A 24150-nucleotide genomic window follows, 5' to 3' on the forward strand; every position below is an offset into this window, starting at 1 on the left:
GTTATTTAAACTTTTTATTTATCAAATTACTTACGTATTCCTAACCCCATCTACTGTAGGAACTACATAAAAATTACTCTCTGAACTATCATTTAATTCATTTGCTATTTTTTCAGGACCATATTTCTCTAGATCATTTAAGATAAGTTATGAAACCTTTCGAAATACTTCATCCTGAAGATCCTCAATTTTTTCTTCAATCTTCTTTATCGTTTTATTGAACTTTTAAATTACTATTGCGTACTGAAAGCATCTTCCCACTTTCCGGATAAAAACTAAAAAATTATAAATCAAACTTTTTCTTAACTAGAGCGAGTTTTTCATGAGTTTCACTACTTTCCAAGATTCCTCTTTCTACTAAAGCTTCTTCGTAAGCAAGTTTAGTAATAAAATCCAAATTTTCATCCATTATTTCATTTATAAGAAATTTATCAGATAAATATTGCACATCATTTTTAGCTTGACTATATCTTATAGTCAAATTTCGGATTTCTTGATTCGCTTTTCTTTGTGTATCATAATCATCAATAATCTTTCGAGCTTTATTTTGACCTTTCTTTAGAATTTTACTTAGATAAATTCCAAGTAAAATACACACTCCTAAAAATATAAAAAGAACAAGTGCTCTATTTTCTTCAAATTTATCACCCAAATCAAATCCTACGAATAGCAAAGGACCCAGAGTAAAAAAAAGAATTGGAATTAAACATCCTGGCTCTTTAAGCATGCTGAAAATATTTTAATTTAGTATCGTTTTATTGAATAAACAACAAGTTTTCTTCTAGTTTTCTTTGACCATCACCAAACAAATCTGTGTAGTAATACTTTGCTATCACCCAGCCAACTTTATTTTTGAATTTCACTTTCCACCACTCGTTAGGATAATTATTTTTTTTGTAATTATCCTCAAATCCACTAACCATAAGATTTACAATTTCATTGAGTCTAATTTCTTTTATAATTGTTGAATTTTCATCTGGATTTTGTCTCAATTTTATATTGGTCAGAACTTTATATAAGTTTCGATTGTGATTCTCTTCTTCCATTTCCTCCTTATATTTTTTAAGGACAGCTTCTCTGTTAAGGTTATTTTGAAGATTTTCTACTAGTTCAGAACACAAGACATATTGTTCGCTTATGTTCTCGATTGTCTTATTCATTCCAGAAATTTGACCCTCATAGTTAATGCTTATAGATTCGGCTCGAATTAAATCTGTTTTTAGATTTTGGTTATTTACAAACAAGTAAATCAAACTGATAACAGTTAAAACAAATATTCCTAACAATATGGTTCTTGTTTGTTTCATCGTTTTATTGAACTTTTATTTACTTATTTTCTTTCTTCGCTTTTAGAGCTTATCTAAATATTAAACAATGACTTTTCTTGTTGGCTGTAGATTTTAGTTGAAAGTGAATTTCTCTCCTTTTATATCAAATGTTGTTTTTATTCCTCCTATTGCCATTTTCATAGCTAAATCAAAGGGTTCTTCCATTTCTTGCTTTTTAAATGTGATATAGACTTCTGCATTTCCATAAAAAACTAATTTTAAGGCAATAAATCCATCTCTATCAGGTCGTAAAAACTCATAAGTAAAAACTTCTTTGTTTTCTCCTTTTATAATTCCTTTCAAATTCTCTTCAACCTCGAATTGTTTTTTAATTAAACTAACCAAAGTTTGAGTGAAATCATCTTGATAAATTACAAATTCAATAAGTATTTTTATTTCTCCAATAAACCTTTCATTAAATTCTTTAAAGTATAAACCATAAGCTATATGTTCGAAACAATCATTTAATCTTTTAATGTTTGGGTTGCCAAAGGAAATAATCTTTCTTTTTTTTGTAATAGTTCGTATTGAAGCATATTTATGGTTTCTTAATATCTGATTAGTTAAGAAGTTTTGATGCTTTCTTTTCATAGCTCTAGTCGCTTTAGAGTAATGTTGTAATTGTCCTGCAAAATTATTTTTTATCAAACCAGATAATGAAAACATTAAAAACTCATCATCATCGGATTTCCTAGAATTATGAATTTCGCACGAAGGAACTGTTATAAGGTTCTTTCTAAAATCAATATTTTTTGAATCCTTTTTTTCAGGGAAAAGACAAGCTGGTGGTACATGTTCAACAGTTATAGCATAACTATCACACATATAACATTTTTTCTTTTTTTTATCTGTCATATCCTCTATTCCTAATTTACTGCTCACATCCAGTTGTATCGTTTATTTAAACTTTATATCCATTTAAAAGCTTTCAAAAGTGATATCAACCCTATAAAAATAATAGCACCTGTTAACCACCGTTGCTGCCTAGTACTTTCTTTGCTGGAAATAATTTGGTAGGTTAGCGTTAGGTCTTGTTTTTCGGTCAGTAAATTTCTTTCCTGAGTTTCGAGTATACTCAATTTATCTTTATTTATTTCTATAAGAAATCTACATTGATTATCAAACGTGCTCTTAGCGTTATCATCAAGAAATGATTTTAAATTACTCTGATATAAATTCACCGATTCTAAATATTCCTCACGTGATTGACTTATTGAAGCTCCTAATTCCTTAAGTTGTTTATTGAAAGCCTCTAAGTGGTCTATATAATTATTATATGTCATTACTATTTTATCGTTTATTTAGACTTTAGTTATCATAGGTAAATACTTTACCTCTATAATTAATATTGACCTGACTATTTGGTTCGGCATTTAGTATTGATGATACCATCGCTTTAAATGATTCTATCCTTGTTATCATACCAAATGATATCACTAAGAATAACTCATCTTTCGTTTCCGCTTTTTTCCCGTTGACATTATCATTTCCTTCAATAACATTTTCAATCGTTTCATCCAACATTAAAAAATGTTCCTCCTTTAATTTTGCAACTACTTCTTTATCCAATTTTGCTAAATACTGATGTTTTATTTTTTCTGATTCCATAATAGTAGTATCGTTATTTGAACTTTAATTATTTAGTTTTCTTGATTCCAATTCTGATGGCATCTTCAATGACCAATTTCAAATAGTATTCATCTTTGTGATCTAACTTAACCGATAGTTTGTCTTTGATATTTTCATTAAAAATCTTTTTAGCGGCATCTTTAATATTTGTATTTGTCATTTTTTTATGTTTTTCATACTTTTAATAAACAACCCCATACCCGAAGAAACCTTCAGAAATGGGGTGGTTTATAATTGTTTGTTGCTTCTAAATTAACAAAATAAATTCAAAAGACTATTTTTTCCCTCAAATTTTCACATGTCTTTTATGATAATAGTTTAACTCACCTATTTCTGAGACGGTTTACTAATATGTGTATATCCAAATGACATACTAGTTCATTTAAGTGTTATTTGATAAACTTAGGAAATGAACCGCTTTATTGAACTCGGTAGACTTCTAGTTAGAATAAAGGTAGAATTTCTGAGATCCCGCCGGATAGGTGGGATTAATTCAACTAACGGATTTGAGTGCTTCTTTCAGACTTCTCAAATTCGAGTTTCACTTAAACCACCTGTTTAAAAAAACACATCTAGTAAGCTAAATAAAATGTTTTCCAAACCAATCACTCCGACTGATAGTAACTACTCCAAGTATTCTTTTCAGATTCATCGTATATCTGTTCTTCCTTTTTTAGTAATGATACCAAAACATCTTGTCTCCTTATTGAAGCACGTATGTATCGATTTATAGTATCCATAATTCAGTCATAAAACGCAACTACTTCAAAAAAAAATAAAAATCAAGGGTAACATGTAGCACTAAACATACTCCTCTTTCCAAATAAGCAATTGTTTCTGGGTCTGATCAACCATTATAATTTTTTGTGAAGCAAAACGCGGAAACTGAAAAGCGTAAGAGTAAGTAAAAACTATTTAAATTTTAAAAAATGAAAAATGAAAAAAACGAATTAGAATTAAAATTTCTTTTTAGGGAAGAGTTTTTTACATTAAAAGAGTTAGAAGCTAATGAAGTGTTCTCTAAACTAGAGGCTCCTATTATGTTGAATGGAACTGGTTTACCGAATGAGAAAATTGTATACGTTTTTGAAGATAATATTGTATTAAAAGCATGGGCTACTAATACCAAAACAGAAGAGATAATAAAAAAAGTTTTAGACACATTGCCAAGTGTGCAATTACAGGAGCATGATGATCATAAATGGGCGAAACAAAAAATCACACAAAAGTCAGAGCGTATAATAAGAGACCTTGAAGCCTTATCAAAACGAACAGAATTACCTTTATTATCTAGAGAATTACAAAAGTTAGCAACAATAGATGCTCCTCTTATTGAAGGTCCAGTTTTTGACCCTGCTTTCTTATTTTCTCATAGCAATGCCAGGGGTCATCTTTTACCTTTGTGGAGTAATCTTTGGTTGCCTAATTTTAATTGGCTTGGATGGAACGATTCCATCAGTTCAGTATTTGTCGTAAGTGGATTATTGCTTCTATGCGAACACAGTTGGTGGAGCGGACGTTCAGTATGGCTATTTCCTAGACCAGATTTAGAAATACATAATCTAGAGGCATTTGGTTTAAATGATAATGTTTCTTCTGCTCTTCATTTACATTTATAGTATAGCTTGTTTCTTTTATTTAAAAAATGTTCTTATATATTTTCTGAACCAAAATATATAAGAACATTTATAGTTCAGGAAAATGACGATATAATTAAACTAAATCGTTTCACTCTCAGTTCGTACTTCCCAAGTATTTTCGTTCTTTCTTCTCTTGGTTATTTTCTTAACCAACATTTTCTTGTTGTATTTATACTTGCCTTGTTCCGTGGTCAACTTCTCGAAGATATCGCAATCAAACCGTTCTTTGATAGTTTCAGAATTTGTTCTAAATCGTAACCAATTACTCCAGAATCGCTCATAAATATCCTCCGGATAAAATGCTACTCCATCTACATCCTGTATTGCTTCAGGTACACCTCCTTGTAAACCATCATAAACCAATACCTGAAATTCTGCATCCTGTATCCGTCGAGCGGAACGTATATCCAACTTACTCTGTATCGTCATCATATGCGCTCCCAGATCAATGGTTCGAACATTCTGCGTTTTATAATTCGTACGATTCTCGACCAATCCATTATTAGATACATACAAGTCTGTACCCGTTACCTGTAGTTCGTAGGCTATGTTATTATTAAAATCTCTAGGAATCGTATCTGCTTGTAAATGGGATTCATCGATAAAGGAAGATTCGATAAACTTCTGTTCTACATAATCCATAATAACCGAATCTTGTCTACACTTAATATCTAGATTCAACCAGTTCTTTAGCTTGTTTAAAAACGATCCAAAAGTCATATCCGGTAATACATCGGATAAAGTAAAAGTATTTGGGAATTCATTTAAAACTCCATCATCTCGCCAAATAGTAAAGAAATTGAACTTGGATATATCTCCAGTAACTTCACCTGCTATCGTGTTACGTACTTTCAGTGCTATCAGTATATCTCCTAACTCACTGGCATCCTTTACGCTCAAGTTCCTTTTATTGTCAAACTTTCGTAAATCACTACTAAAAAGAATTGCATCATTAAAAGAGACGTTATAACTCAGTACTTCTAAATGTTCTGGTAAATTTAAAAACACACGGAAATCATATCCAAAAAGAAAATTAATATTTACGCGTAACGAATACACCGATTCCTCCAACCCATCAATGACCGCTGTACTTTCTGGAGTTGTAAAATGATGTAATGGTGGAAATAATGAATTTAACTGTTCTATCTCCTTTTGCGTATCCCATATAAGCTTTCTGCTATTAGGATCACTAATAAAATCTCCTCCAAAAGATAACCCTACAAATTTAAATCCGACACGTAGGATTTCTACTATATAAGGATACGGAGATAGTACATGATAATTAGCAGGAACACTCTCACCTTCATCGTTCTGGGTAAAATTATTCACTTTATAGGCAATACCATCATACTAATTAATCACGCCTCTAAAAAATTCATAATTAGTTTAAAAGACTTTTTGAACCTCTGTGTTTCAGTGGCCACAAAAGAAGAAGTTTTATTATTCACTTTCACTAGCGTATCTGCTATCTTCAGGAATACATTTCTGGATTGAAATAAGCTCGATAAAAAAGTAACTTCATCGTTTGTATATATCCATCCCGTATCAATCGAGTAGCTTTCAACCGTATCCACTTCTAATGTTTTTTCTTCGATAAGTTACAAAAGGTGAAATTATAGGTTACACGGGAAACACTGGTCAATCTACCGGACCACACTTTCATTATGAAGTGAGACTTGATGGTAAAAAATTGAACCCGTTAGATTTTATAAAATCCGAATAAATCATCATAAAGAGAAACTCCGAGGCATCCGTCCGAAAACAATTTTTTAAAGTTCCAAAACAAGCTTAATGATAATACAATTCAAATCCCGCTGAAAAAAAATTAGATTGGTTCAACTAGCTATCCGGAACATATTATATACTATTGTTTATCTATCACAGCGGATTGCTACTAAAACAGAGCCAGGCAAGTATAGTTGTATTCTTGCCTGTTACTTTTTCATAAAAATCACCATGTTTTTTCTCAGAAACTAATTTCGAATCTGTCAAATTTAAAGACTTCTAAAAACAAATAGAATAGCTATCTAATGAATTATCAGAAGTTATATTTTTTAGTATCAAACCATAGTATTAGCACAATAAACGTTCTGTATTGACTTAAAAAAAATAATTCATCCCTCTTTTTAACAATAAACTGTAATATTTTAACAAGTACTACAAACAGAATACCCGCTTTTTCTTTAAATTTGTTTAACTATTATTTGTAAAGAGTGAACAATATTAAACAAAATTTCAGTATCAAAGACCTTGAAAATCTTTGCGGTGTAAAAGCACATACGATTAGGATATGGGAGAAGCGCTATAATTTATTATCTCCGGACAGAACTGAAACGAATATACGAACATATAGTCTTAAAAGTCTTCAAAAGCTACTGAATGTTACTTATCTAGTAAATAGTGGATATAAAATTTCCAGGGTTTCAAAACTCAATAATGAAGAAATTGACGAGTATGTAAGACGAATTGTATCTGATAACAGCACGAAAAACCAAGCGATTAATTCTCTTAAAATATCTATGCTTAATTATGATTTACAATTATTTTTAGGCACCTATGAGCAATTGTCAGAGAAAAGAACATTTAGACAAATATTTACAGATATTTTTATCCCACTATTAACAGAAATAGGATTATTGTGGCAAACCAATACAATTAGTCCTTCTCACGAACATTTTATTACCAATTTAATCAAACAAAAATTATTGATTAATATAGAGAAGCTTCAATATTCTAAATCTACAAAAACGGATAAAGCTTTTATACTCTATTTACCAGAAAATGAAATTCATGAATTAGGGCTATTATATATTAATTATGAAATCCTACTTAAAGGATACAAGGCGATTTACCTCGGTCCCAGTATTCCGTTAGATAGTCTTCCAAATATGCTTTCTTTTCACGAAAACACGGTTTTTGTATCTTATTTTACTGTTAGACCAGAGAAAGATAAAATAAGTGAGTATGTACAAAAATTTAATGAGGTAATTTGTACTAAAAGAGAAAGTGAATTTTGGATGTTCGGTAAGCAAACGATGCATATTTCTGGAAATAGTGCGCCCAATCACCGTTATTTTTCTTCCATAACCGATTTTATTAAAGAACTATAGTAAACTAACCTAACCCCTAAACAAACTTCCATGTCTCCAAAAGTACTAATTATAGGTTCCGGCTTTTCATCCCTTTCTGCTTCCTGTTATCTTGCTCAACTAGGATATGACGTAACTATATACGAAAAAAATGATACTGTTGGAGGACGTGCAAGACAGCTAAAAAAAGATGGTTTCACTTTTGATATAGGGCCTTCTTGGTACTGGATGCCAGATGTTTTTGAGAAGTTTTTTAACGATTTTAATAAAAGTCCTTCTGAGTTTTATTCATTAGAGAAATTAAATCCTGCGTATAAAGTGTTTTTTGAAAATAAGGAAAGTATAACGATTGAAGATACTTTAGAAAAAATATACGCTGCCTTTGAAAAAGAAGAAAAAGGAAGTTCTTCAAAATTGAAAAGTTTTATTACCGATGCCAAGAATAATTATGATGTAGCGATTAAAGAATTGGTATACAGACCGGGTATTTCTCCAATCGAACTTGTTACAAAGGAGACTATTAAAAAACTTAGACAATTTTTTAGTACTATTTCTAAAGAAGTACGAAAAGAATTCAAAAATCAAAAATTAATACAAATACTTGAATTCCCTGTGTTATTTCTTGGTGCTAAACCTAGTGACACACCCGCTTTTTATAGTTTTATGAATTATGCTGATTTTGGATTAGGAACCTGGCATCCCAAAGGAGGAATGTATCAGGTAATTCTTGGAATGAAAAAATTGGCAGAATCGTTAGGAGTCGTAATACACACAAATTCTCCAGTAGATAAAATTTTAGTTGAGAACGGGGTTGCCACTGGAATTGTAGTTAATTCTTCTACCATAACATCCGATATTGTACTTTGTGGAGCGGATTATCACCATGGAGAAACTTTATTAGAACCTCGATACAGACAATATTCTGAAAAATACTGGGAGCGTAAAACGTTTGCTCCTTCTTCATTATTATTTTATGTTGGATTTGATAAAAAACTAAAAAATATACAGCATCACAATTTGTTTTTCGATACAGATTTTGATGCCCACGCAAAAGATATTTATGACGACCCGAAGTGGCCAGATGAACCACTTTTTTATGCAAATTTCACATCCGTCACTGATCCAGATTCGGCACCAGATGGTAAAGAAAATGGTTTTTTTCTAATCCCTTTAGCGCCTGGAATTGAAGATACACCAACTCTTCGGGAAACCTATTTTAATAAAATTATAACTCGTTTCGAAGATTTGACTGAACAGGATGTTCAAAATAACATTATCTTTAAAGAATCCTTTTGTGTTAAAGATTTCATTAAAGAGTACAATTCATATAAAGGAAATGCTTACGGAATGGCAAATACATTATTACAAACCGCATTTCTTAGACCTAAATTAAAAAGTAAAAAAGTGCAGGATTTGTTTTTTACTGGTCAATTAACGGTTCCAGGACCGGGAGTACCGCCATCTCTCATTTCCGGAAAACTAGTGGCAGGATTAATAGAAAAACAATTTAATTTATCAAGAAAACCAAAAGTAGAGGTTGTATAGTTTTAGAATATTCTGTATAATTTCATTTATAGACCCTTAGATTTGTTTATGATTCAATTCATAAATTAAATAAAATTAAAACCATACTAATGAAAGCTTTATTTGATTCCGTTTCTTATAGTTGCAGTAAACTTGTAACTAATTCCTACAGCACTTCATTTTCTCTAGCATCGAAAATGTTAGCAGACTCTATTCGTCAGGACATTTATAATATTTATGGATTTGTAAGATTTGCAGATGAAATTGTGGATAGCTTCCATGAATATGATAAAGAAACTTTATTTAATGATTTTGAAACTGAAATGTATAAGGCTATCGAACAAAAAATTAGTCTAAATCCTATTCTGAATTCATTTCAGAAAACAGTACATCAATATCATATAGAACCAGCATTGTATGAGGCTTTTATGAAAAGTATGCGATTAGACTTACATAAGACAAATTATTTAACCAAAACCGAATACGAAGAGTATATCTATGGTTCTGCAGATGTTGTAGGTCTTATGTGCCTCAAGGTATTCGTGAAAGGCGATCATGAAAAATATAATGAACTTAAAGAAAGTGCGAAGCACTTAGGTTCAGCTTTTCAAAAAGTTAATTTTTTACGGGATCTCAAAGCAGACTTCGAAGATTTGAGCAGAACTTATTTTCCTAATACAGATTTAGCAAAATTGGATGAGGCCTCAAAACTCAGAATTATAGAGGAAATTGAGAAAGATTTTGACAAAGGTTTTGAGGGTATTATGAAATTACCGGTAGAAGCAAAATTTGGAGTATATACCGCGTATATTTATTATAAGAAATTACTTAATAAATTAAAGGCAACCCCTTCTTTAGAAATAAAAAACACAAGAATTAGAGTTCCTAATTATCAAAAAATTGGCTTATTGGCTAAATCGTACTTTGATTATAGATTACATTTAATTTAGTAGCTCTTATAAAAATATATCGAAGATGAATATTCTGATCTGGATATCAATATTTATAGCGACATTCTGCTTTATGGAATTTATGGCTTGGTTTACTCATAAATATGTGATGCATGGATTTTTATGGTCACTTCATAAGGATCATCATCATAAAGATCATAACAGTTGGTGGGAACGTAATGACTTATTCTTTGTATTTTATGCGGTTGTTAGCATGTCTTGCATTATGTTACACGATCCTATCTCTTTTTGGATGGGAGAACCAATTGGTTTTGGAATACTGGCATACGGCATAGCATATTTTTTTGTACACGATATATTTATCCATCAACGTTTTAAATTATTTAGAAATGCTAATCATTGGTATGCAAGAGGTGTTCGTAGAGCCCACAAAATACACCATAAACACTTAGGGAAAAATAAAGGAGAATGTTTTGGTATGTTATTTGTTCCTTTCAAGTATTTTAAAAAATAATTTATTCTAAAAGTAACTGGTCTATAGTAGACCTCACTTTATCAGTATTCCAGTCTGCTGCTCCCACTTTATGAATTACAATATTTCCATTTTTATCAATTAGGTATGTTCCAGGTATAGGTTTATGAACAAAAGGTTCAGGATGTTCTGATAATGATCGGTAAATTGGATAACTATAGTTTTTATCACTCATAAATTTATTCAGTTCCGGATCATTGTCCTCGGTAAGAAAAACGAAAACCATTTTATTTTTATAATCATCATATAGTTCTTGCAATGATGGCATTTCTGCAATACAAGGAGGGCACCAGGTAGCCCAATAATTAAGTAAAACTACCTGACCTTTTGCAGTACTGAGATTCATGGACTCCGTATTCACACCATGAAGCTTCCAATCGTACGAGGCTACCTGAGCACGTTCTTCCATATTAACTATATCAGGACTAAAAGAAAATATTCTTGTTAAGAAAATTTGTATCATCCCTCTAGTATTCGGAATAAAGAAGAGTATGAGAATAATTACAAAAACTAAGTTGGATATATTCTTTTTATTGAATTTCATAAATGATAGCTATATTTTGTTATAAATATTATCCTTACAAAAGTATATAAATATCGGTTCTTTTCTTTACTATCAAAGATGTAATAATAAACGGTAATAACAAATAAAAAAAGGATGACTTTACTACAGTCATCCTCTTTAGATAATTACTTACTCCTTGCAGTTATAACGAGTCGACACTTGTCAAGTTTTCAACTACATCATATTAAATAACAGAAGGTCTTATCTTATTTTCTACACTAAGCAAAACCAATATTTCGAAACATATATTCAGAATTATAGTTAAATATCATTTACTTTGAAATTAGAACTATTGAAAAAGCAAAAGTGCATCGCTTAATGTATTTACAGATATCATCTGTAATGTTATCTCTTAATCATAATTTTCTTCGCTATTTTGTCTCCATTGTCTAATAGCACTTCAAGTATGTACAGTCCCTCTGAAAATACAAAAACACCCATTTCTGATCTATTTAATTACGCTTTATCGGTTATTTGTAATACTTTCTTACCATTAATGTTATAAAAACGTACTCTGCTCATTTTACCTCCATTAATAACGGGAAGTCTGGAGTTCATCTTAAATCCTAATCTTAGTTCTCCATTACCTTGACCTTGTATCTCCATATTTTTATCAAAAGTTCCCAATTCATCGCCAATTTCTGTTACAAAACCTGCTCCGGTAAAATTGAATGCTACACTATTATGAAAATCCAAATGGCTGGAATGATTTACAAATCCAAGATTAATATTCTACGATATTATTGTTCAATTTAAGGTATAAAATAATTTTTTAAACAACTGCATGATCAACTCAACTATATATTTTGAATGGCTCACTAACAAAAGTTTTCGAAATAAAAAACATAAACTCAGCTCTTCAACGGTGTAAGCAAAATTAATAAAGCGCAATCAGAGATTGCGCTTTAAACTAACAAAAAAACAACAATGAACTCTCATGTGACGCTCCCTTTGATATATGGAAGCAACGTTAAGTTCACCTTATCTTCAGTGAAAACTGTTTCTTTTTCATTTTATTTAGAACTAGTTATTTCTTGTTACTTGTATAGCGTTTGAAAGGTCAAAATCTCCAGTTACATTATTGGCATTCATACCCATTTCCAGACCAGAAACCGTTCCATCATATCTTGCATACCAGATTAGGCAGATACCTGGACCCGCAGCATCAAAATCTACTCCTTCTACTGCTGTTAGCGTTGGTGGTAATCCCAAAATATTACCTTGATCATCTGTAATTATCCAAGTACTATTTGCTCCAAAGGCATTGGTGTCATCCAATGTAATACCCGATACCATATCGGCGGTACCATCTACATCAAATTCAAAAGGACCTCCTGAAATAGTCCCTGCATTTACGACTTGATTACGAACTACTGTTATCGAATTGGAAAGATCAAAATCTCCGGTTACATCATTGGCATTCATTCCCATCTCAAGACCTGATACAGAACCTTCATAACGTGCATACCAGATTAGACAAGTTCCAGCACCAGCATCATCAAAATTAACTCCTTCTACAGCCATAAGGGTTGGTGGTAATCCAAGAATAACACCCTGATCATCGGTAACAATCCAAGTACTGTTGGATCCAAAGGCATTGGTAGTGTCTAGTGTAATTCCCGAGACCATATCTGCGTCACCATCCACATCAAATTCAAAAGGGCCTCCTGAAATAGTTCCTGCATTTGCAACTTGATTTCGAACTACTGTTATTGAATTGGAAAGGTCAAAATCACCGGTTACATCATTAGCATTCATTCCCATTTCCAGACCTGATACAGTACCTTCGTACCGTGCATACCAAATTAGACAGGTTCCAGTACCGGCATCATCAAAATTAACTCCTTCTACAGCCATCAGGGTAGGCGGAAGTCCCAAAATGTTTCCTTGGTCATCTGTTACTACCCAGGTACTTCCTGAACCAAATGCGTTCGTATCATCCAATGTAATTCCGGACACCATATCAGCTTCTCCATCTACATTGAATTCAAATGGCCCACCGGCTATAACTCCTGCATTCGCCACTTGATTACGAACTACGGTAATAGCATTAGATAGAGCAAAATCTCCTATTACATTATTGGCATTCAGTCCTTCTTCTAACCCGGTAACTGTACCATTATATCTGGCATACCAAATTAAACAAGTTCCTGCTCCTGCTTCATCAAAATCTACTCCTTCTACGGCTGTTAGCGTTGGTGGTAATCCCAAAATATTACCTTGATCATCTGTAATGACCCAAGTACTGTTTTCGCCAAATGCTGCCGAAGCATCTAGGGTTATTCCAGATACCATATCTGCTTCTCCATCTACGTCAAATTCAAATGGTCCACCAGAAATTACGCCAGCATTAGCGACCAATATGGTGTCGTCGTCATCGTTACAAGAACCTGCGATGAAACCTATCGCGAGTATTCCTATGATTAATTTTTTAAACATTGCTTTTTGTTTTATGATTATTATTCCTGTAAAAATAAACTCATAAAACTTTTTAAAATGTTAGCTAGCTAACACTACGCAACATTTATTAAACGAATCTCCTTTCTATTAAAATCAATTTTTTTTAATTCTTTTAATTCGTTCATAATAATATTCAGTGTAGGACGGGAGGTTCCTATCAAATTAGCAATATCTCGTTGGGTGTATGGATGTTGTATAATGGTGTCGCCAGTATTAGGGCAACAATATCCAAAATCTTCTTTGAGTTCATCAAAAAACTCTAACAGTCTTGTTTTTGTATCCTTAAACAGGAGTAACTGCAACCTTCTTTCCAGACGTTTAAAGCGCATTCCTATAAATTTATACACTTTTAAGCTAAAAGTTTGGTTATCCCGCATTAGATCATGCATAGTTTGTACACCAATAGGACAAATAGATGTAGTATTATCCACAGACTGGGCAAACTCCGTTCTTCTATCTTCTCCCAGAATTGCTTTTTCCCCAAAAAGCTCTCCCCTAATTAAGATAGCTTTTACTACTTCATTACCGTCTTCAGAATAATAACCTATTTTTACTTTTCCTTTTTCTATAAGGTATACCTTGTTCGCAGAGTCTTCTTCAAAATAGATGTAATCGCTTTTTTTATACGCGTCAAAGTCGTGATCTTTTTTATACCTTTTAAATTTATGAGGACATAATACCTTGAAGAGATTGGCATCCTCAAAAAACCAGATTGCACTCATGATGTTTGTGTTTTATAAGTTCGTTAGATATCAAATTATTGCACCTTTAATACTGTCGTAATCCAGATAAGATCCTTACATAAAAATCGTTAACGTTTCTAATGATCACTTCGTCACCAATAGTTGCTAACTCAATAACAGTTTCTTCAAAGGAAACCCTAAACATACAGACATAAAAAACTCCCAAAAAGTATTTTTTGGGAGTTTTCTAAACATTCTACTTGACTAATTCGAAAATTTATTTTCGGATATATGGATAAACTTTGATCAATTTGCTTCCTTCAATAATACCCCTATTAAATTTTGAAGAACATATTTATCTTATAAAAGTTTTAAAAAATAAAATATTATGTGCACTTTTAGAAACTACCTTAAAATAAGTCGGAATCGCTAATAAAAGAGCTTTCAGTTTACTTTCAATGTTATAGTATTTTACTAATTTCTCACAACACGAAAAGAAGAAATAATATCGTTCCAATTATATTGCTGAAGACATTCAACACTAAACGTAGCACTAGCTGCACGGCCACTAAAATTAGTATCTGCATAAATAATTATTTTATAACCTTGTGTAACCCTGAAGCTAGAAATATCATCATTTCGTGTTCCTCTAGCCAATAAGTCATTAAGGTTATAATCACCAACTCCGTACGTTTGTGAACTTCCTGAAAATGGACAGTCTCTGTAAACCGTTACAGCATTTTGGTCTCCACCACCACCTCCATCACCGGGGTATAACGTACGTATGGCAACAAGGTCAAAATTAGTAAATCCTCCCCAAGGTAGCACAGCAGAATTCATAACGGAGTTAGGGTCTGTAAGAGGAGTTCCAGGAATCACTGAACCACTATTTTGATTTGTATGAAGTAGACCAAAATTATGTCCCATTTCATGAACTATTGTAAATAATTTTCTTCCTGATTCCATACTATTAAATCTAGTATTAATTTCGATCCAACTACCAACCCTTCCAGAAGAATTTGGCAATAATGCTCTCGCCACCCAATTTTCATTTGAAAAACCAATAAAAATACGTGCATCTGCACTGTTCCTATCGTTTGTAAGCGAAAGGCGTAGTCCTGACCCATTGATAGCATTATATTGAGAAACTGCTCCATTTATAGCTGTTTTCCATGACTGTGGTACATCACCTTCAATAAAATAGGTTATGTCACGTGCATTATCTGCATTTACAATGTAAGTGCCTCGACGTTGTTTATTGTCTATATCTGCATCCAAACCGTCTCTCTTTATATAATTCGCTACTTCATTTCTAGAAATTAAAAGGTCTTCACCAATAATGAACATATCGCTTTCTTCATTATATGTAATGGTATTTCTCTCGAATCCTGAGTTGACCAGAAAGGTATAATATTTACTTAAATCTGTGGTTGACTCCATACTATTGTCCAATTCTTCATTCGAACAGGACACAAATAGGGAAACTATAAATATTGTTGAGTATACAAGAATATTATTTACTAATTGTTTGATAATCTGCGGTTTCATAAGTATAAATTTAGTTAAATTACGTTTGTGTAATAGAAATTTACAACAACTGATTGTTATAAAAAAACAAATAAGCTATACAGCAAAAAAGCATAGCTCAACAACTCTAAATCATAGCTTAATAGCAAAATAACATTTCTGGATATTTCTTCTTTATTTCATTCTAATCATTCTAATACCGTCAGGATATTCTTATTCTTCTGAGAAAGAATAAAGTAACACTAAAAACATTAGAGTCGGTTATGGATCCAAGTATTAGAACAACTTAGTCTTAAAATTTTATTCTTATCGTATTATCATTAAAAAGGAATGTTTTCTTTTGACCACTAAAAAAAACTCCCTTAGCCATGTTCCCGGGAGTTTCTAGTTTTTTTTAAAAGAAACAATTAATCTATCGAAGGATTCTCTCTCTAATGGTTGATAAACTATCATCTACTACTAGTTTACCGTCTTTAAAAACAGTCTGAAATAATCCTTGATTCTCTTCCTCTAGGGTACACTGATCTTTTAAAACAATCTTTCCATTTGATTTGTATAGCTGCATCAATCCTTTCGCTGATTTTTTAGTTCCATCATCTGTAATAGGGTCTTTAAAAATCTCTCTTCCTTCTCCATTTACCTCCACATAGGTTGCTTTCATAGCAAAACCAAAAGTATCTCTGGTATTATACTGATAGGTAAAACTTCCTATCCCTAAAACCACGTTGGTTGATGCAAAACCTTTTTGTTTTAGTCGTTCACAAATTTGAGTAGCTCTACCGATAGTGATACTATCTCCATAAATAGCTCCGATTTTTGGATTTAGAACTTTATATCCCTGTTCGTTAATAGTTCCTCCAAACTCATCCCATAGCAATGCTATCACTCCTTTGGCTATTACAGGATTTTCGTGTTCGCATCCGCATATAATATCCACAGGATCACCAGAATCTGGTCTAATAACCAGTTTCCCTTCTCGCTCAAGGATTTCATTCTTCAATTTAGGAAGATACTCTGTCAATACTTTCCAAAGATCCCAAGTATCAGACACTACAGATAAAATTCCTGCGGGATAGGTTTCTAGTAATCTTTTAAATGTACCGATCTCATCATCCTTACTACCAGCACACATGACACTATGTTCTGTTGCATTGACACTACCTATTACCAATTCTTTAGTAACATCTGCATTATAATACATCTCATATGCTTTTGCGACTGGTAAGGTATCACTACCCGAAAAAGAAAGTGCGTGTCCCATACCACTAAGGATAGCTGATTCTGTACCTGACATGCCTCTCATTGAGAAATCGTGACCTTGCCAGGTTATGAATTCTATATTTTCTTTATCAGTTTCTGCAGCATAACTACTCAGTATTTTTTGATATTGTTTGGCTATGGTAGCCGAGGTACATGGTTGCCAAATGATACTGGAAAGTAATGTTTCTAAATAGTTTGTCAACCAAAAAAATTCTGGCTTTGTATTTACCAAAGTAAACATTGGTACTCTTATCGGTACTTCTGTTCCTTCTGGTAATGCTTTAATCTCTATTGGCAAATACCCTAAATCATGTAATTCTGAAATATGCTGAATGTCATAATCGACACCCAAATAGTGATCTACATACTTTTTATATTCTGAAACAACCTCTTCTTTTGGGAGATCAAAAAAACTTTCATTAAATCTTTTAATCAAATACTCTTTAATAAAATATTGCAACCCAAAGAAAACAACATTATCAATTCCTTCTATCCTACTCTTTCTTGGAGTCCAGTTAGAATATACTAGTGTGGTCCCATCTGGATATTGTTCTTTATGACCTAATTTGTAACCGTCTGTTAATAATAGTGGATTCATAAACAATTATTTATTTTGCGTTAATTATACGCAAATATAACTTTTATTTTTAAACTTATAAAATTTTATCAGGATTTTATTTTTGAACACCTTATACTTTAGTTGTTCCGTATGCTCTTTAAATACTCTGCAAACACTTTCTGAAAAGTAACAAGGTCTATCTTTTCTTTTTTTATTTTATTCCCCTTTACATATTCTTCGTAATATGAATCGACATCTTTCTGAAAGAATCGTATTCCCTTCTCTATATCTCCTTGATTTCCAGTTACCAAATAACCTGTATAAACTTCCGGTTCCTTTGGACGCATACGTTCTTCTTTCTTTGTTTCATTTATAACAGCTTCCACAAAATCATTAAAAAAGATCTGAATATTCTGGAAAAAAAACATTTCAGGTTGATTGAAATAAATGTGAGCTATATCCATTAAATCGAACTGATGCGAATATTCTTCAAAACCGCTGGTTCCGTATCCATATCTACCAGCACCCTGTTCATACAAAAACAGCACACTTTGTTCTGGTAAGTTTTCTACTTCCCCTTTGATAAAATATTTTGATCCTATATTTTTTCCATTTATGTCGTAAGAAACAATCCAACTATTATGCTCTCTGAATAGTCGTATATCCAGTTTCTCTCCTGCTGCGGCTAAGGTTGGTGATCCAATTATAATACTATCTTTTTCCCGGATCATTGAAGTTCTTTGATAATAATGCATTGCAAATACATCAATATGAAGCTCTGTAATATTTTGGTCTTCTATTTTTTTAGAAAACATTGCAGAAGGTGCTTCTTCATATTCATATCCATCCACTATTTTACCATTTTTATAAACGGATTTAATGTTTAATTTTGGTTTGTACAGGTTCTTAACATACTCGTTATATGCCTCTTCATTCATCTCGATTCCCTCTGCCTCTTGAGATTCATCAACTGTATCTGCTCCTAATGCCATTTGATAAATATCTAAAGAATATTGGAATTTTACCTCTCCATTCTCATAATAATCAACTCTGGGGAATTCCCTATCCCCGTTTGAGAAATATCCACTATAAGGTTGACCATCTTTATACAGTCCCTTATATGTTTCCTGGGGTTTCTCTACAATTAAAAACGAATCATATTCGATAAAGTTATCCATTTTCTGGGAATTAGCGGTACTAGACAATAAGATACACCACACTAAAAATAAAATGATTTTTATATTATTTTTAAGCTTATATCTTAATGCACACCTAACGATTATCATCTTTTATATTTTGAATGATAAAAGTCGGTACTATTTTTTATAGAAAACACCCTGTTTTCAGTTAAAATTGAAAGACCTAATTCCGTCCTTTCTCATCAGGATATAGTGAAGGCAGTGGATCGCTTTGCCAAAATTCTTTTGTGTGGACATCCAATATGGTGAGCTTTCCGGTGAACGCAGCTCCTGTATCCATATTCCAAAGGTTATAGGCGTGTATTGGGTTTTCTTTTTTATAATCTGTTGTTGGTGTATGCCCAATATAAATTTCGTTATAGTGAGTAAATCGTTTTGGAGAAGTCAGCACACCTTCTAATTTTTTTTCTTCTACCATTTCAGCAAGTAAGGCTGCTTCCCATAATGTTCTGTCCCAATAATAATTAGATTCATATTCTTCTTTACCCACTCCGTGCATCGATGTAAATCCGGCATGAACAAAAAGCCTATTTTCTGAATCTATGTTATAATTCTGTAGTTCTTTAAAAAACCGTTTATGCGTATCCTTAGTTAGTAAACCAGATTGGATATAACTATGCATGGTTTCTTTTCCTCCATGAGCTAACCAAACCGGATTTGTTGCTCCTTTATCCAACCATAAACCACACCAAAGGTCATGATTCCCTCTTATAAAAACACAAGAATTAGTTACTGAAAGTTCGATTAACTTCTGAATAGTTTCTGCGGATTCGCTCCATCCATCCACATAATCGCCCAAAAAGATTAGTTTGTCTTGAGGTGTCACTCTAGCTCTTTCCAAAATTTGTACCAGTGCTTTGTATCCGCCGTGTATATCTCCGATTACTAATGTTCTCATTCTGATGTATACATGATATCAGTTCTTAATACATATTTTATTCCTGATATGATAGGTTTTCCTTCATGACGTAGTGGATGATGAAACAACAAAGCATCTCCTAGTTTTGGAGTTATAGTAATTCCATTTTCAAAACAAGTCTCTCCTCCTTCGAAATCATTGTTTAAGTATATAAGAAATGAGAAGAAACTACATTCCTTCTCATTTCGTTTGTAACTTCCGTCACGATGCATCTTAAAACGTTGTCCTCCTTTATACTTATAAATCCGAAACATTTCATTAAGATTAATCGCTCTATGAGTTCCAAAATCTAATTGTACAAAAGGGTTTATTCGGTTCCATATTTTATCAGCTAGTAATTGATCCTTAAACATAATCCGTTGATTATTACGAATTCCTTTAATCCTTACCTGTTTACCATCAATACTCACTTTTGCTTCTTCAAAAGAAACCTGCTCTCCTTTCTCAATAAAATGATCACACATTTCCTTTGACAGAAAGTTCTCTACTAAAAATATTTGCGGGTGTAGTACATTCTTAATCATTATTTTTAGTTTTTAAATTCAATATATTCTGGAGCAACGGTTTCTGTTAACCATACTCCATTATCTGACCGATAAAACTCTATTCCTTTACGGAACATCTCGCCTGATCTAACCGTTAGAATAACAGGAACTCCTCTTCTGGAACCAACTTTGGTTGCTGTTTCTCGTTCTTCACTAAGATGTACGTGGTGTCGACTCATTTTTAGCAAGCCCTTTTTTTTGATTTCTTCTCGGAACTTCCCCACTGTTCCGTGATATAAGAACTCTGGTGGTTGAATAGCCGTATACTTCAAATCAACTTGTATGGAATGCCCCTGATTCGCTCTTATTTTGGTTTGATCTTTATTAAACGCAAAACGTTTTTTATCATTGGTAGCTACCACCTCTTTTAGTATATATATATCCAGTTGATTGCGATGCGTATTTGTTTTGCGTATTAATTCTTCTACATCAGCCCAACCGTTTTCATCAAGCTTCAATCCAATTTTATCCGGATTATGCCGAAGAATCAGGCTTAAAAATTTACTTATTTGTTTTGTTTTCGTTTTCATTTTTTTCAATAATTCTTTTTAGTTCATCATAATCAGATAGCACTGTAAAAAGATCATGTTCATATTCTGGAATGATATTATTTTTTAATGCATCAACGATTACATTCCAAAAATTTCCAATCAAAAATATTCGAGGCCTATTTGATTTTGACTCTTTTCTTATAATATCTAGTGTTAAAAACACTTCTGACAATGTTCCAATACCTCCTCTTTGAACAATGAAAAGATCCGTATTATCAATTAATAGTTCCAATCGTTCATAAAGAGTTTCTGTTATAATCGTTTCGGTTAAAAAATCATTCCCCTTTTCTGAACCTACTTGCTTACAAGTAATTCCAATAGCATTTCCTCCTGCATTGGTCATACCTTTGGAAACTGCTTCCATCATTCCGCCATATCCTCCGTTTTTTACTACATATCCGTTCTCTGCTAATAAAGTTCCTATTAAAATGGTTTCTTTATATTCTTTGCTTTCTTGGTTCTTGCCAGATCCTCCAAACAATGTTGCATATTTCCTTTTTTTCATATTATTGTTAATCTATCATACACCTTAAAATTCTCTTCATCAAAACAAACAAAAATCACCTCTTCCATATCCGCCAAGTTTGGATCCTTCATTATCGTCTCAACAGCTATTTTAGCTGCTAACTCTTTTGGAAATTTATAAATTCCTGTGCTGATATTTGGAAAAGCAATACTTTTAATATCATTCTGACTAGCTAGTTTTAAAGAATTTATATAACAATTAGCCAATAACTTTTCTTTATCACTTCCTCCCTGATTCCATACGGGTCCAACTGTATGAATTACATATTTAGCAGGAAGATTTCCAGCAGTAGTAATGACCGCTTTTCCTGGGCTGCATTTTCCCTGAGTAGCTCTGATCTTTCTACAGGCTTCTAAAATTTCTGAGCCTCCTTTTCGATGAATCGCTCCGTCCACGCCTCCTCCACCTAATAAGGATGTGTTTGCTGCATTGACAATAGCATCTACTTTTAGGGTAGTGATATCTGATTGAAGTACTTTTAGTTTCATTTCAATTTTAATAATGTGTTCAGTTCTTTACTCTCAAAAATTAAAGGTCTTTCTACAGGTGTACTTAATGTCTCCAAATTATTGGATTGAACCAAGGTATGTTGTTCCTTTACAAATTCAGAAATATCTTCTATTTCTATAATATCTTCAGAAGCATATCTTTTTATAAATTCTTTTCTCAAGCCAATCTGGATTGCTCTTCTTTCTAACTTGGCTCCATATGGATCGTGATCAGGATCCCATTGTAATCGCACGTTGGATTTAGCCACATGCTCTTGCCAAGTCTTATAAGTTTTATATAACTCAGGTTTATAGGAAGAATAGACAGCATTTTTTACGTAACTTTCCAATGCACTTCTTTTCAAATATATTGCTAACACCACTTCTTGTCCTTCTTTTGTTCCCCATCCATTGCGATACATCATCCATAAAAAGTTAGGCTTAATCCAGGTCATTCTTTCTAGACTGAACTGCCCGCCAAAATATTGATTTTCTATAGCAAAATTTCCTATTGCCGGGTTATATGATTGATATACTACTATACTGTCATCATCATATTGTGCCATGATATGATACCCTTGTTGCGGCCAGTTTTTTTCTTGTTCTTTATAATTTGTTACTTCTAGTTTCACTTTATTATTTTTTTACATAGTCCTATTATGGACTTAGCATATCCCTTACTCCCATCAATGCAAAACCTAATAGGTTTTGTCCTCTCCAAAGGTTTGGATTTTGTGCTTTTTCATTGGCTTGTCCCATACCTATTCCCCAAATGAGATCTCTGGGACTCGCTTCTACAAGTATTCTTTTCTTGGTATTGATCAAAAAATCTTTCAATTCTTCGTGCTGAGAAAACTTATGATAATTCCCATTTTTTACAATTTCATATTTATGTTGATCCCATATTTTAGGGTCAAAACGTTTCACTTTTCGACCTAATTGCTTGGCTTCCATAGGATGATTACAACCAATAATCTCTTCTAAAATCAAAAAATCCTCAAACAATCTGGCTTTTTCAGCCATCATCCAATGTTCTGCGGTTTTATAGGTAATTCCTTCAACTTGAAAAGATTGATCCCACCATTGACTGAAACAGGTTTTACCAATGCTTCCGTCTTTATTAGGCGTATGTCCCCAAAAGAAAAGGTATTTCAAGCTCTCGCCTTTGTTAAACTGTTCTTGTATGTTTTGTAATTTGTATTTCATTTTAATATTTTTCATCAATATACCTTTGTTTTTCAAAGACAAACCGCACCGAGAGCTTGTTGGCACACCTTGAAGAATTCGGCAAAATAGTCTGGAGAACAGCTACCCCTAACTCATCAACCCAATCCTTGAATTTTATTTATTTTTTGGTTTAACCCTTTATTTTCTGAAAGAGTATATTTTATTCCAAAATATGCTTTTATCATCCTAATTTCTCCAATAATATGTTCATTAAACTCATCTAATTCTTCCGCTGGAACCCATAACTCATTGTGAATTGGCCCACCTACATTTTCTATCTTGTATTTTTCCAGAAATGAATTTTCTGCATCAAAAGCAGTTACAAAACCTGAATATCCTGATCCTTCATCATCTAAATTCCATTTAGTTGCTATCTCAATGGCATAGGCTTCATTCATTACGGGATAAAAAATAGGTTGCCAATTTAGTCTGGGAGGAAAAGTCTTCCATCCAGAGTCATCAATTAGTTCTAATTCTTTTAGTCCTACTGGTCTGTATAATGTTTTTATATTATTCAACATTTCCTTCATTTCAATTTTTCTTTTACTTCATTTATCAATTCTTTTAGACTGTTGACTTGTTTCACTCCATATCGTTCACAAACCACATCAACATTTCCTTTTCTCCAGAATCCATCCGGGCAACAAACAATTAGTTTTCCACTTCTGGCAAACAACCCTAATTCTAGTAGTGTAATTGGAGACTTGGTATTTGTATCAAAGTACATTATAATCAAATCAGCTTTTTCTAAAGCGTCTAACTCCCAGTTTACTTGTTTGTTAAAAATCGGATTGGTTATTTCTTGGTTCCAACTAGCATCCCAACTGGCTCTTCTTGGATTTAGTAGTGTTATATTTTCTTCTAATAACTCTTTTACTACTTTATCCTGCCATTTTTCAGCAACACCAACCTCTATGCTTCCTGCTAGAAAAACACTTAGGTTTTTATCTAATTCGATTTTTGATGGTGATGTAATTACTTTCATTTT

At 32.5% G+C, this 24150-nt stretch carries 29 protein-coding genes and 1 pseudogene; 6 read left to right on the plus strand and 24 right to left on the minus strand.

The features are described from left to right. Nucleotides 1-283 precede the first annotated feature (283 nt). The 6 genes from ACWGOQ_RS12670 to ACWGOQ_RS12695 all read right to left on the minus strand — a co-directional run bounded on the left by ACWGOQ_RS12670 (nt 284) and on the right by ACWGOQ_RS12695 (nt 3117). Nucleotides 284-727: a hypothetical protein gene (locus ACWGOQ_RS12670; protein WP_452058518.1), complete on the minus strand. Its 444-nt coding sequence runs from the start codon at nt 725-727 to the stop codon at nt 284-286. A 28-nt stretch (nt 728-755) separates the two neighbouring features. Beyond that, a complete protein-coding gene (locus ACWGOQ_RS12675; RefSeq protein WP_452058519.1) occupies nt 756-1307 on the minus strand; it encodes an SH3 domain-containing protein in 552 nt (183 codons plus the stop codon). Nucleotides 1308-1400: 93 nt separating this feature from the next. Further along, on the minus strand, nt 1401-2210 hold the full coding sequence (locus ACWGOQ_RS12680) for a hypothetical protein (protein WP_452058520.1): 810 nt from the start codon (nt 2208-2210) through the stop codon (nt 1401-1403). 26 nt (nt 2211-2236) lie between these two features. Next, nucleotides 2237-2611, minus strand: a complete 375-nt coding sequence (locus ACWGOQ_RS12685) for a hypothetical protein (RefSeq protein ID WP_452058521.1) — start codon at nt 2609-2611, stop codon at nt 2237-2239. 25 nt (nt 2612-2636) lie between these two features. Beyond that, a complete protein-coding gene (locus ACWGOQ_RS12690) occupies nt 2637-2936 on the minus strand; it encodes a hypothetical protein (RefSeq protein WP_452058522.1) in 300 nt (99 codons plus the stop codon). A 28-nt stretch (nt 2937-2964) separates the two neighbouring features. Beyond that, nucleotides 2965-3117: a hypothetical protein gene (locus ACWGOQ_RS12695; protein ID WP_452058523.1), complete on the minus strand. Its 153-nt coding sequence runs from the start codon at nt 3115-3117 to the stop codon at nt 2965-2967. 769 nt (nt 3118-3886) lie between these two features. Between ACWGOQ_RS12695 and ACWGOQ_RS12700 the strand changes: the two genes are divergently transcribed. Next, a complete protein-coding gene (locus tag ACWGOQ_RS12700; protein WP_452058524.1) occupies nt 3887-4576 on the plus strand; it encodes a beta/gamma crystallin family protein in 690 nt (229 codons plus the stop codon). A gap of 99 nt (nt 4577-4675) precedes the next feature. Here the strand turns inward: ACWGOQ_RS12700 and ACWGOQ_RS12705 are convergent, their stop codons facing one another. Together ACWGOQ_RS12705 and ACWGOQ_RS12710 are read right to left on the minus strand one after the other, a co-directional pair. Further along, nucleotides 4676-5926: a hypothetical protein gene (locus ACWGOQ_RS12705; RefSeq protein WP_452058525.1), complete on the minus strand. Its 1251-nt coding sequence runs from the start codon at nt 5924-5926 to the stop codon at nt 4676-4678. 29 nt (nt 5927-5955) lie between these two features. Further along, complete coding sequence (locus ACWGOQ_RS12710; RefSeq protein ID WP_452058526.1) at nt 5956-6171, minus strand: hypothetical protein; 216 nt, start codon at nt 6169-6171, stop codon at nt 5956-5958. A 35-nt stretch (nt 6172-6206) separates the two neighbouring features. Between ACWGOQ_RS12710 and ACWGOQ_RS12715 the strand changes: the two are divergent. The 5 genes and pseudogenes from ACWGOQ_RS12715 to ACWGOQ_RS12735 form a co-directional block, all read left to right on the plus strand. After that, nucleotides 6207-6320: pseudogene (locus ACWGOQ_RS12715) on the plus strand (M23 family metallopeptidase); the annotation flags it as partial. Nucleotides 6321-6810: 490 nt separating this feature from the next. Further along, nucleotides 6811-7707 (plus strand): MerR family transcriptional regulator, encoded by an 897-nt coding sequence (locus ACWGOQ_RS12720; protein ID WP_452058527.1) that lies wholly within the window; start codon nt 6811-6813, stop codon nt 7705-7707. A gap of 30 nt (nt 7708-7737) precedes the next feature. After that, the gene (crtID, locus tag ACWGOQ_RS12725; protein WP_452058528.1) at nt 7738-9231 is read left to right on the plus strand and encodes a bifunctional phytoene desaturase/3,4-desaturase; all 1494 of its coding nucleotides are present in this window, start codon (nt 7738-7740) and stop codon (nt 9229-9231) included. Between the two features lie 89 nt (nt 9232-9320). Beyond that, on the plus strand, nt 9321-10160 hold the full coding sequence (locus ACWGOQ_RS12730) for a phytoene/squalene synthase family protein (protein ID WP_452058529.1): 840 nt from the start codon (nt 9321-9323) through the stop codon (nt 10158-10160). Between the two features lie 25 nt (nt 10161-10185). Continuing rightward, nucleotides 10186-10635: a sterol desaturase family protein gene (locus ACWGOQ_RS12735; RefSeq protein ID WP_452058530.1), complete on the plus strand. Its 450-nt coding sequence runs from the start codon at nt 10186-10188 to the stop codon at nt 10633-10635. Between the two features lies 1 nt (nt 10636). Here ACWGOQ_RS12735 and ACWGOQ_RS12740 read toward each other — a convergent pair whose 3' ends face one another. The 16 genes from ACWGOQ_RS12740 to ACWGOQ_RS12815 all read right to left on the minus strand — a co-directional run bounded on the left by ACWGOQ_RS12740 (nt 10637) and on the right by ACWGOQ_RS12815 (nt 24147). After that, nucleotides 10637-11197: a TlpA family protein disulfide reductase gene (locus tag ACWGOQ_RS12740; protein WP_452058531.1), complete on the minus strand. Its 561-nt coding sequence runs from the start codon at nt 11195-11197 to the stop codon at nt 10637-10639. A gap of 477 nt (nt 11198-11674) precedes the next feature. Beyond that, the gene (locus ACWGOQ_RS12745; protein WP_452058532.1) at nt 11675-11914 is read right to left on the minus strand and encodes a hypothetical protein; all 240 of its coding nucleotides are present in this window, start codon (nt 11912-11914) and stop codon (nt 11675-11677) included. Between the two features lie 327 nt (nt 11915-12241). After that, the gene (locus ACWGOQ_RS12750; RefSeq protein WP_452058533.1) at nt 12242-13657 is read right to left on the minus strand and encodes a hypothetical protein; all 1416 of its coding nucleotides are present in this window, start codon (nt 13655-13657) and stop codon (nt 12242-12244) included. Between the two features lie 74 nt (nt 13658-13731). Next, on the minus strand, nt 13732-14400 hold the full coding sequence (locus ACWGOQ_RS12755; protein ID WP_452058534.1) for a Crp/Fnr family transcriptional regulator: 669 nt from the start codon (nt 14398-14400) through the stop codon (nt 13732-13734). Nucleotides 14401-14835: 435 nt separating this feature from the next. Continuing rightward, a complete protein-coding gene (locus tag ACWGOQ_RS12760; RefSeq protein WP_452058535.1) occupies nt 14836-15909 on the minus strand; it encodes a M12 family metallo-peptidase in 1074 nt (357 codons plus the stop codon). 391 nt (nt 15910-16300) lie between these two features. After that, nucleotides 16301-17746 carry a nicotinate phosphoribosyltransferase gene (locus ACWGOQ_RS12765; protein WP_452058536.1) on the minus strand — a complete coding sequence of 482 codons (1446 nt, stop codon included), beginning with the start codon at nt 17744-17746 and terminating at the stop codon, nt 16301-16303. 98 nt (nt 17747-17844) lie between these two features. Further along, nucleotides 17845-18885: a hypothetical protein gene (locus tag ACWGOQ_RS12770; protein ID WP_452058537.1), complete on the minus strand. Its 1041-nt coding sequence runs from the start codon at nt 18883-18885 to the stop codon at nt 17845-17847. A 184-nt stretch (nt 18886-19069) separates the two neighbouring features. Continuing rightward, on the minus strand, nt 19070-19804 hold the full coding sequence (locus tag ACWGOQ_RS12775) for a metallophosphoesterase family protein (protein ID WP_452058538.1): 735 nt from the start codon (nt 19802-19804) through the stop codon (nt 19070-19072). Beyond that, complete coding sequence (locus ACWGOQ_RS12780) at nt 19801-20349, minus strand: prolyl hydroxylase family protein (RefSeq protein WP_452058539.1); 549 nt, start codon at nt 20347-20349, stop codon at nt 19801-19803. Before ACWGOQ_RS12780 ends, ACWGOQ_RS12775 begins: the two co-directional genes overlap by 4 nt. A gap of 5 nt (nt 20350-20354) precedes the next feature. Next, complete coding sequence (locus ACWGOQ_RS12785; protein WP_452058540.1) at nt 20355-20900, minus strand: RNA 2'-phosphotransferase; 546 nt, start codon at nt 20898-20900, stop codon at nt 20355-20357. Further along, nucleotides 20872-21426, minus strand: coding sequence for an LOG family protein (locus ACWGOQ_RS12790; RefSeq protein ID WP_452058541.1), 555 nt, complete (start codon nt 21424-21426; stop codon nt 20872-20874). Before ACWGOQ_RS12790 ends, ACWGOQ_RS12785 begins: the two co-directional genes overlap by 29 nt. After that, nucleotides 21423-21935, minus strand: a complete 513-nt coding sequence (locus ACWGOQ_RS12795; protein ID WP_452058542.1) for an O-acetyl-ADP-ribose deacetylase — start codon at nt 21933-21935, stop codon at nt 21423-21425. Before ACWGOQ_RS12795 ends, ACWGOQ_RS12790 begins: the two co-directional genes overlap by 4 nt. Further along, complete coding sequence (locus tag ACWGOQ_RS12800; protein ID WP_452058543.1) at nt 21932-22567, minus strand: DUF4291 domain-containing protein; 636 nt, start codon at nt 22565-22567, stop codon at nt 21932-21934. The genes ACWGOQ_RS12795 and ACWGOQ_RS12800 overlap by 4 nt, the downstream gene beginning before the upstream one ends. A 25-nt stretch (nt 22568-22592) precedes the next feature. Further along, nucleotides 22593-23141: a riboflavin biosynthesis intermediates N-glycosidase gene (gene ybiA, locus ACWGOQ_RS12805; RefSeq protein WP_452058544.1), complete on the minus strand. Its 549-nt coding sequence runs from the start codon at nt 23139-23141 to the stop codon at nt 22593-22595. Between the two features lie 116 nt (nt 23142-23257). Then, nucleotides 23258-23692: an ADP-ribosylation/crystallin J1 gene (locus ACWGOQ_RS12810; RefSeq protein WP_452058545.1), complete on the minus strand. Its 435-nt coding sequence runs from the start codon at nt 23690-23692 to the stop codon at nt 23258-23260. Further along, on the minus strand, nt 23689-24147 hold the full coding sequence (locus ACWGOQ_RS12815; protein WP_452058546.1) for a nucleoside 2-deoxyribosyltransferase domain-containing protein: 459 nt from the start codon (nt 24145-24147) through the stop codon (nt 23689-23691). The genes ACWGOQ_RS12810 and ACWGOQ_RS12815 overlap by 4 nt, the downstream gene beginning before the upstream one ends. Nucleotides 24148-24150 lie beyond the last annotated feature (3 nt).

Source organism: Aquimarina ulvae (genome assembly GCF_053613295.3).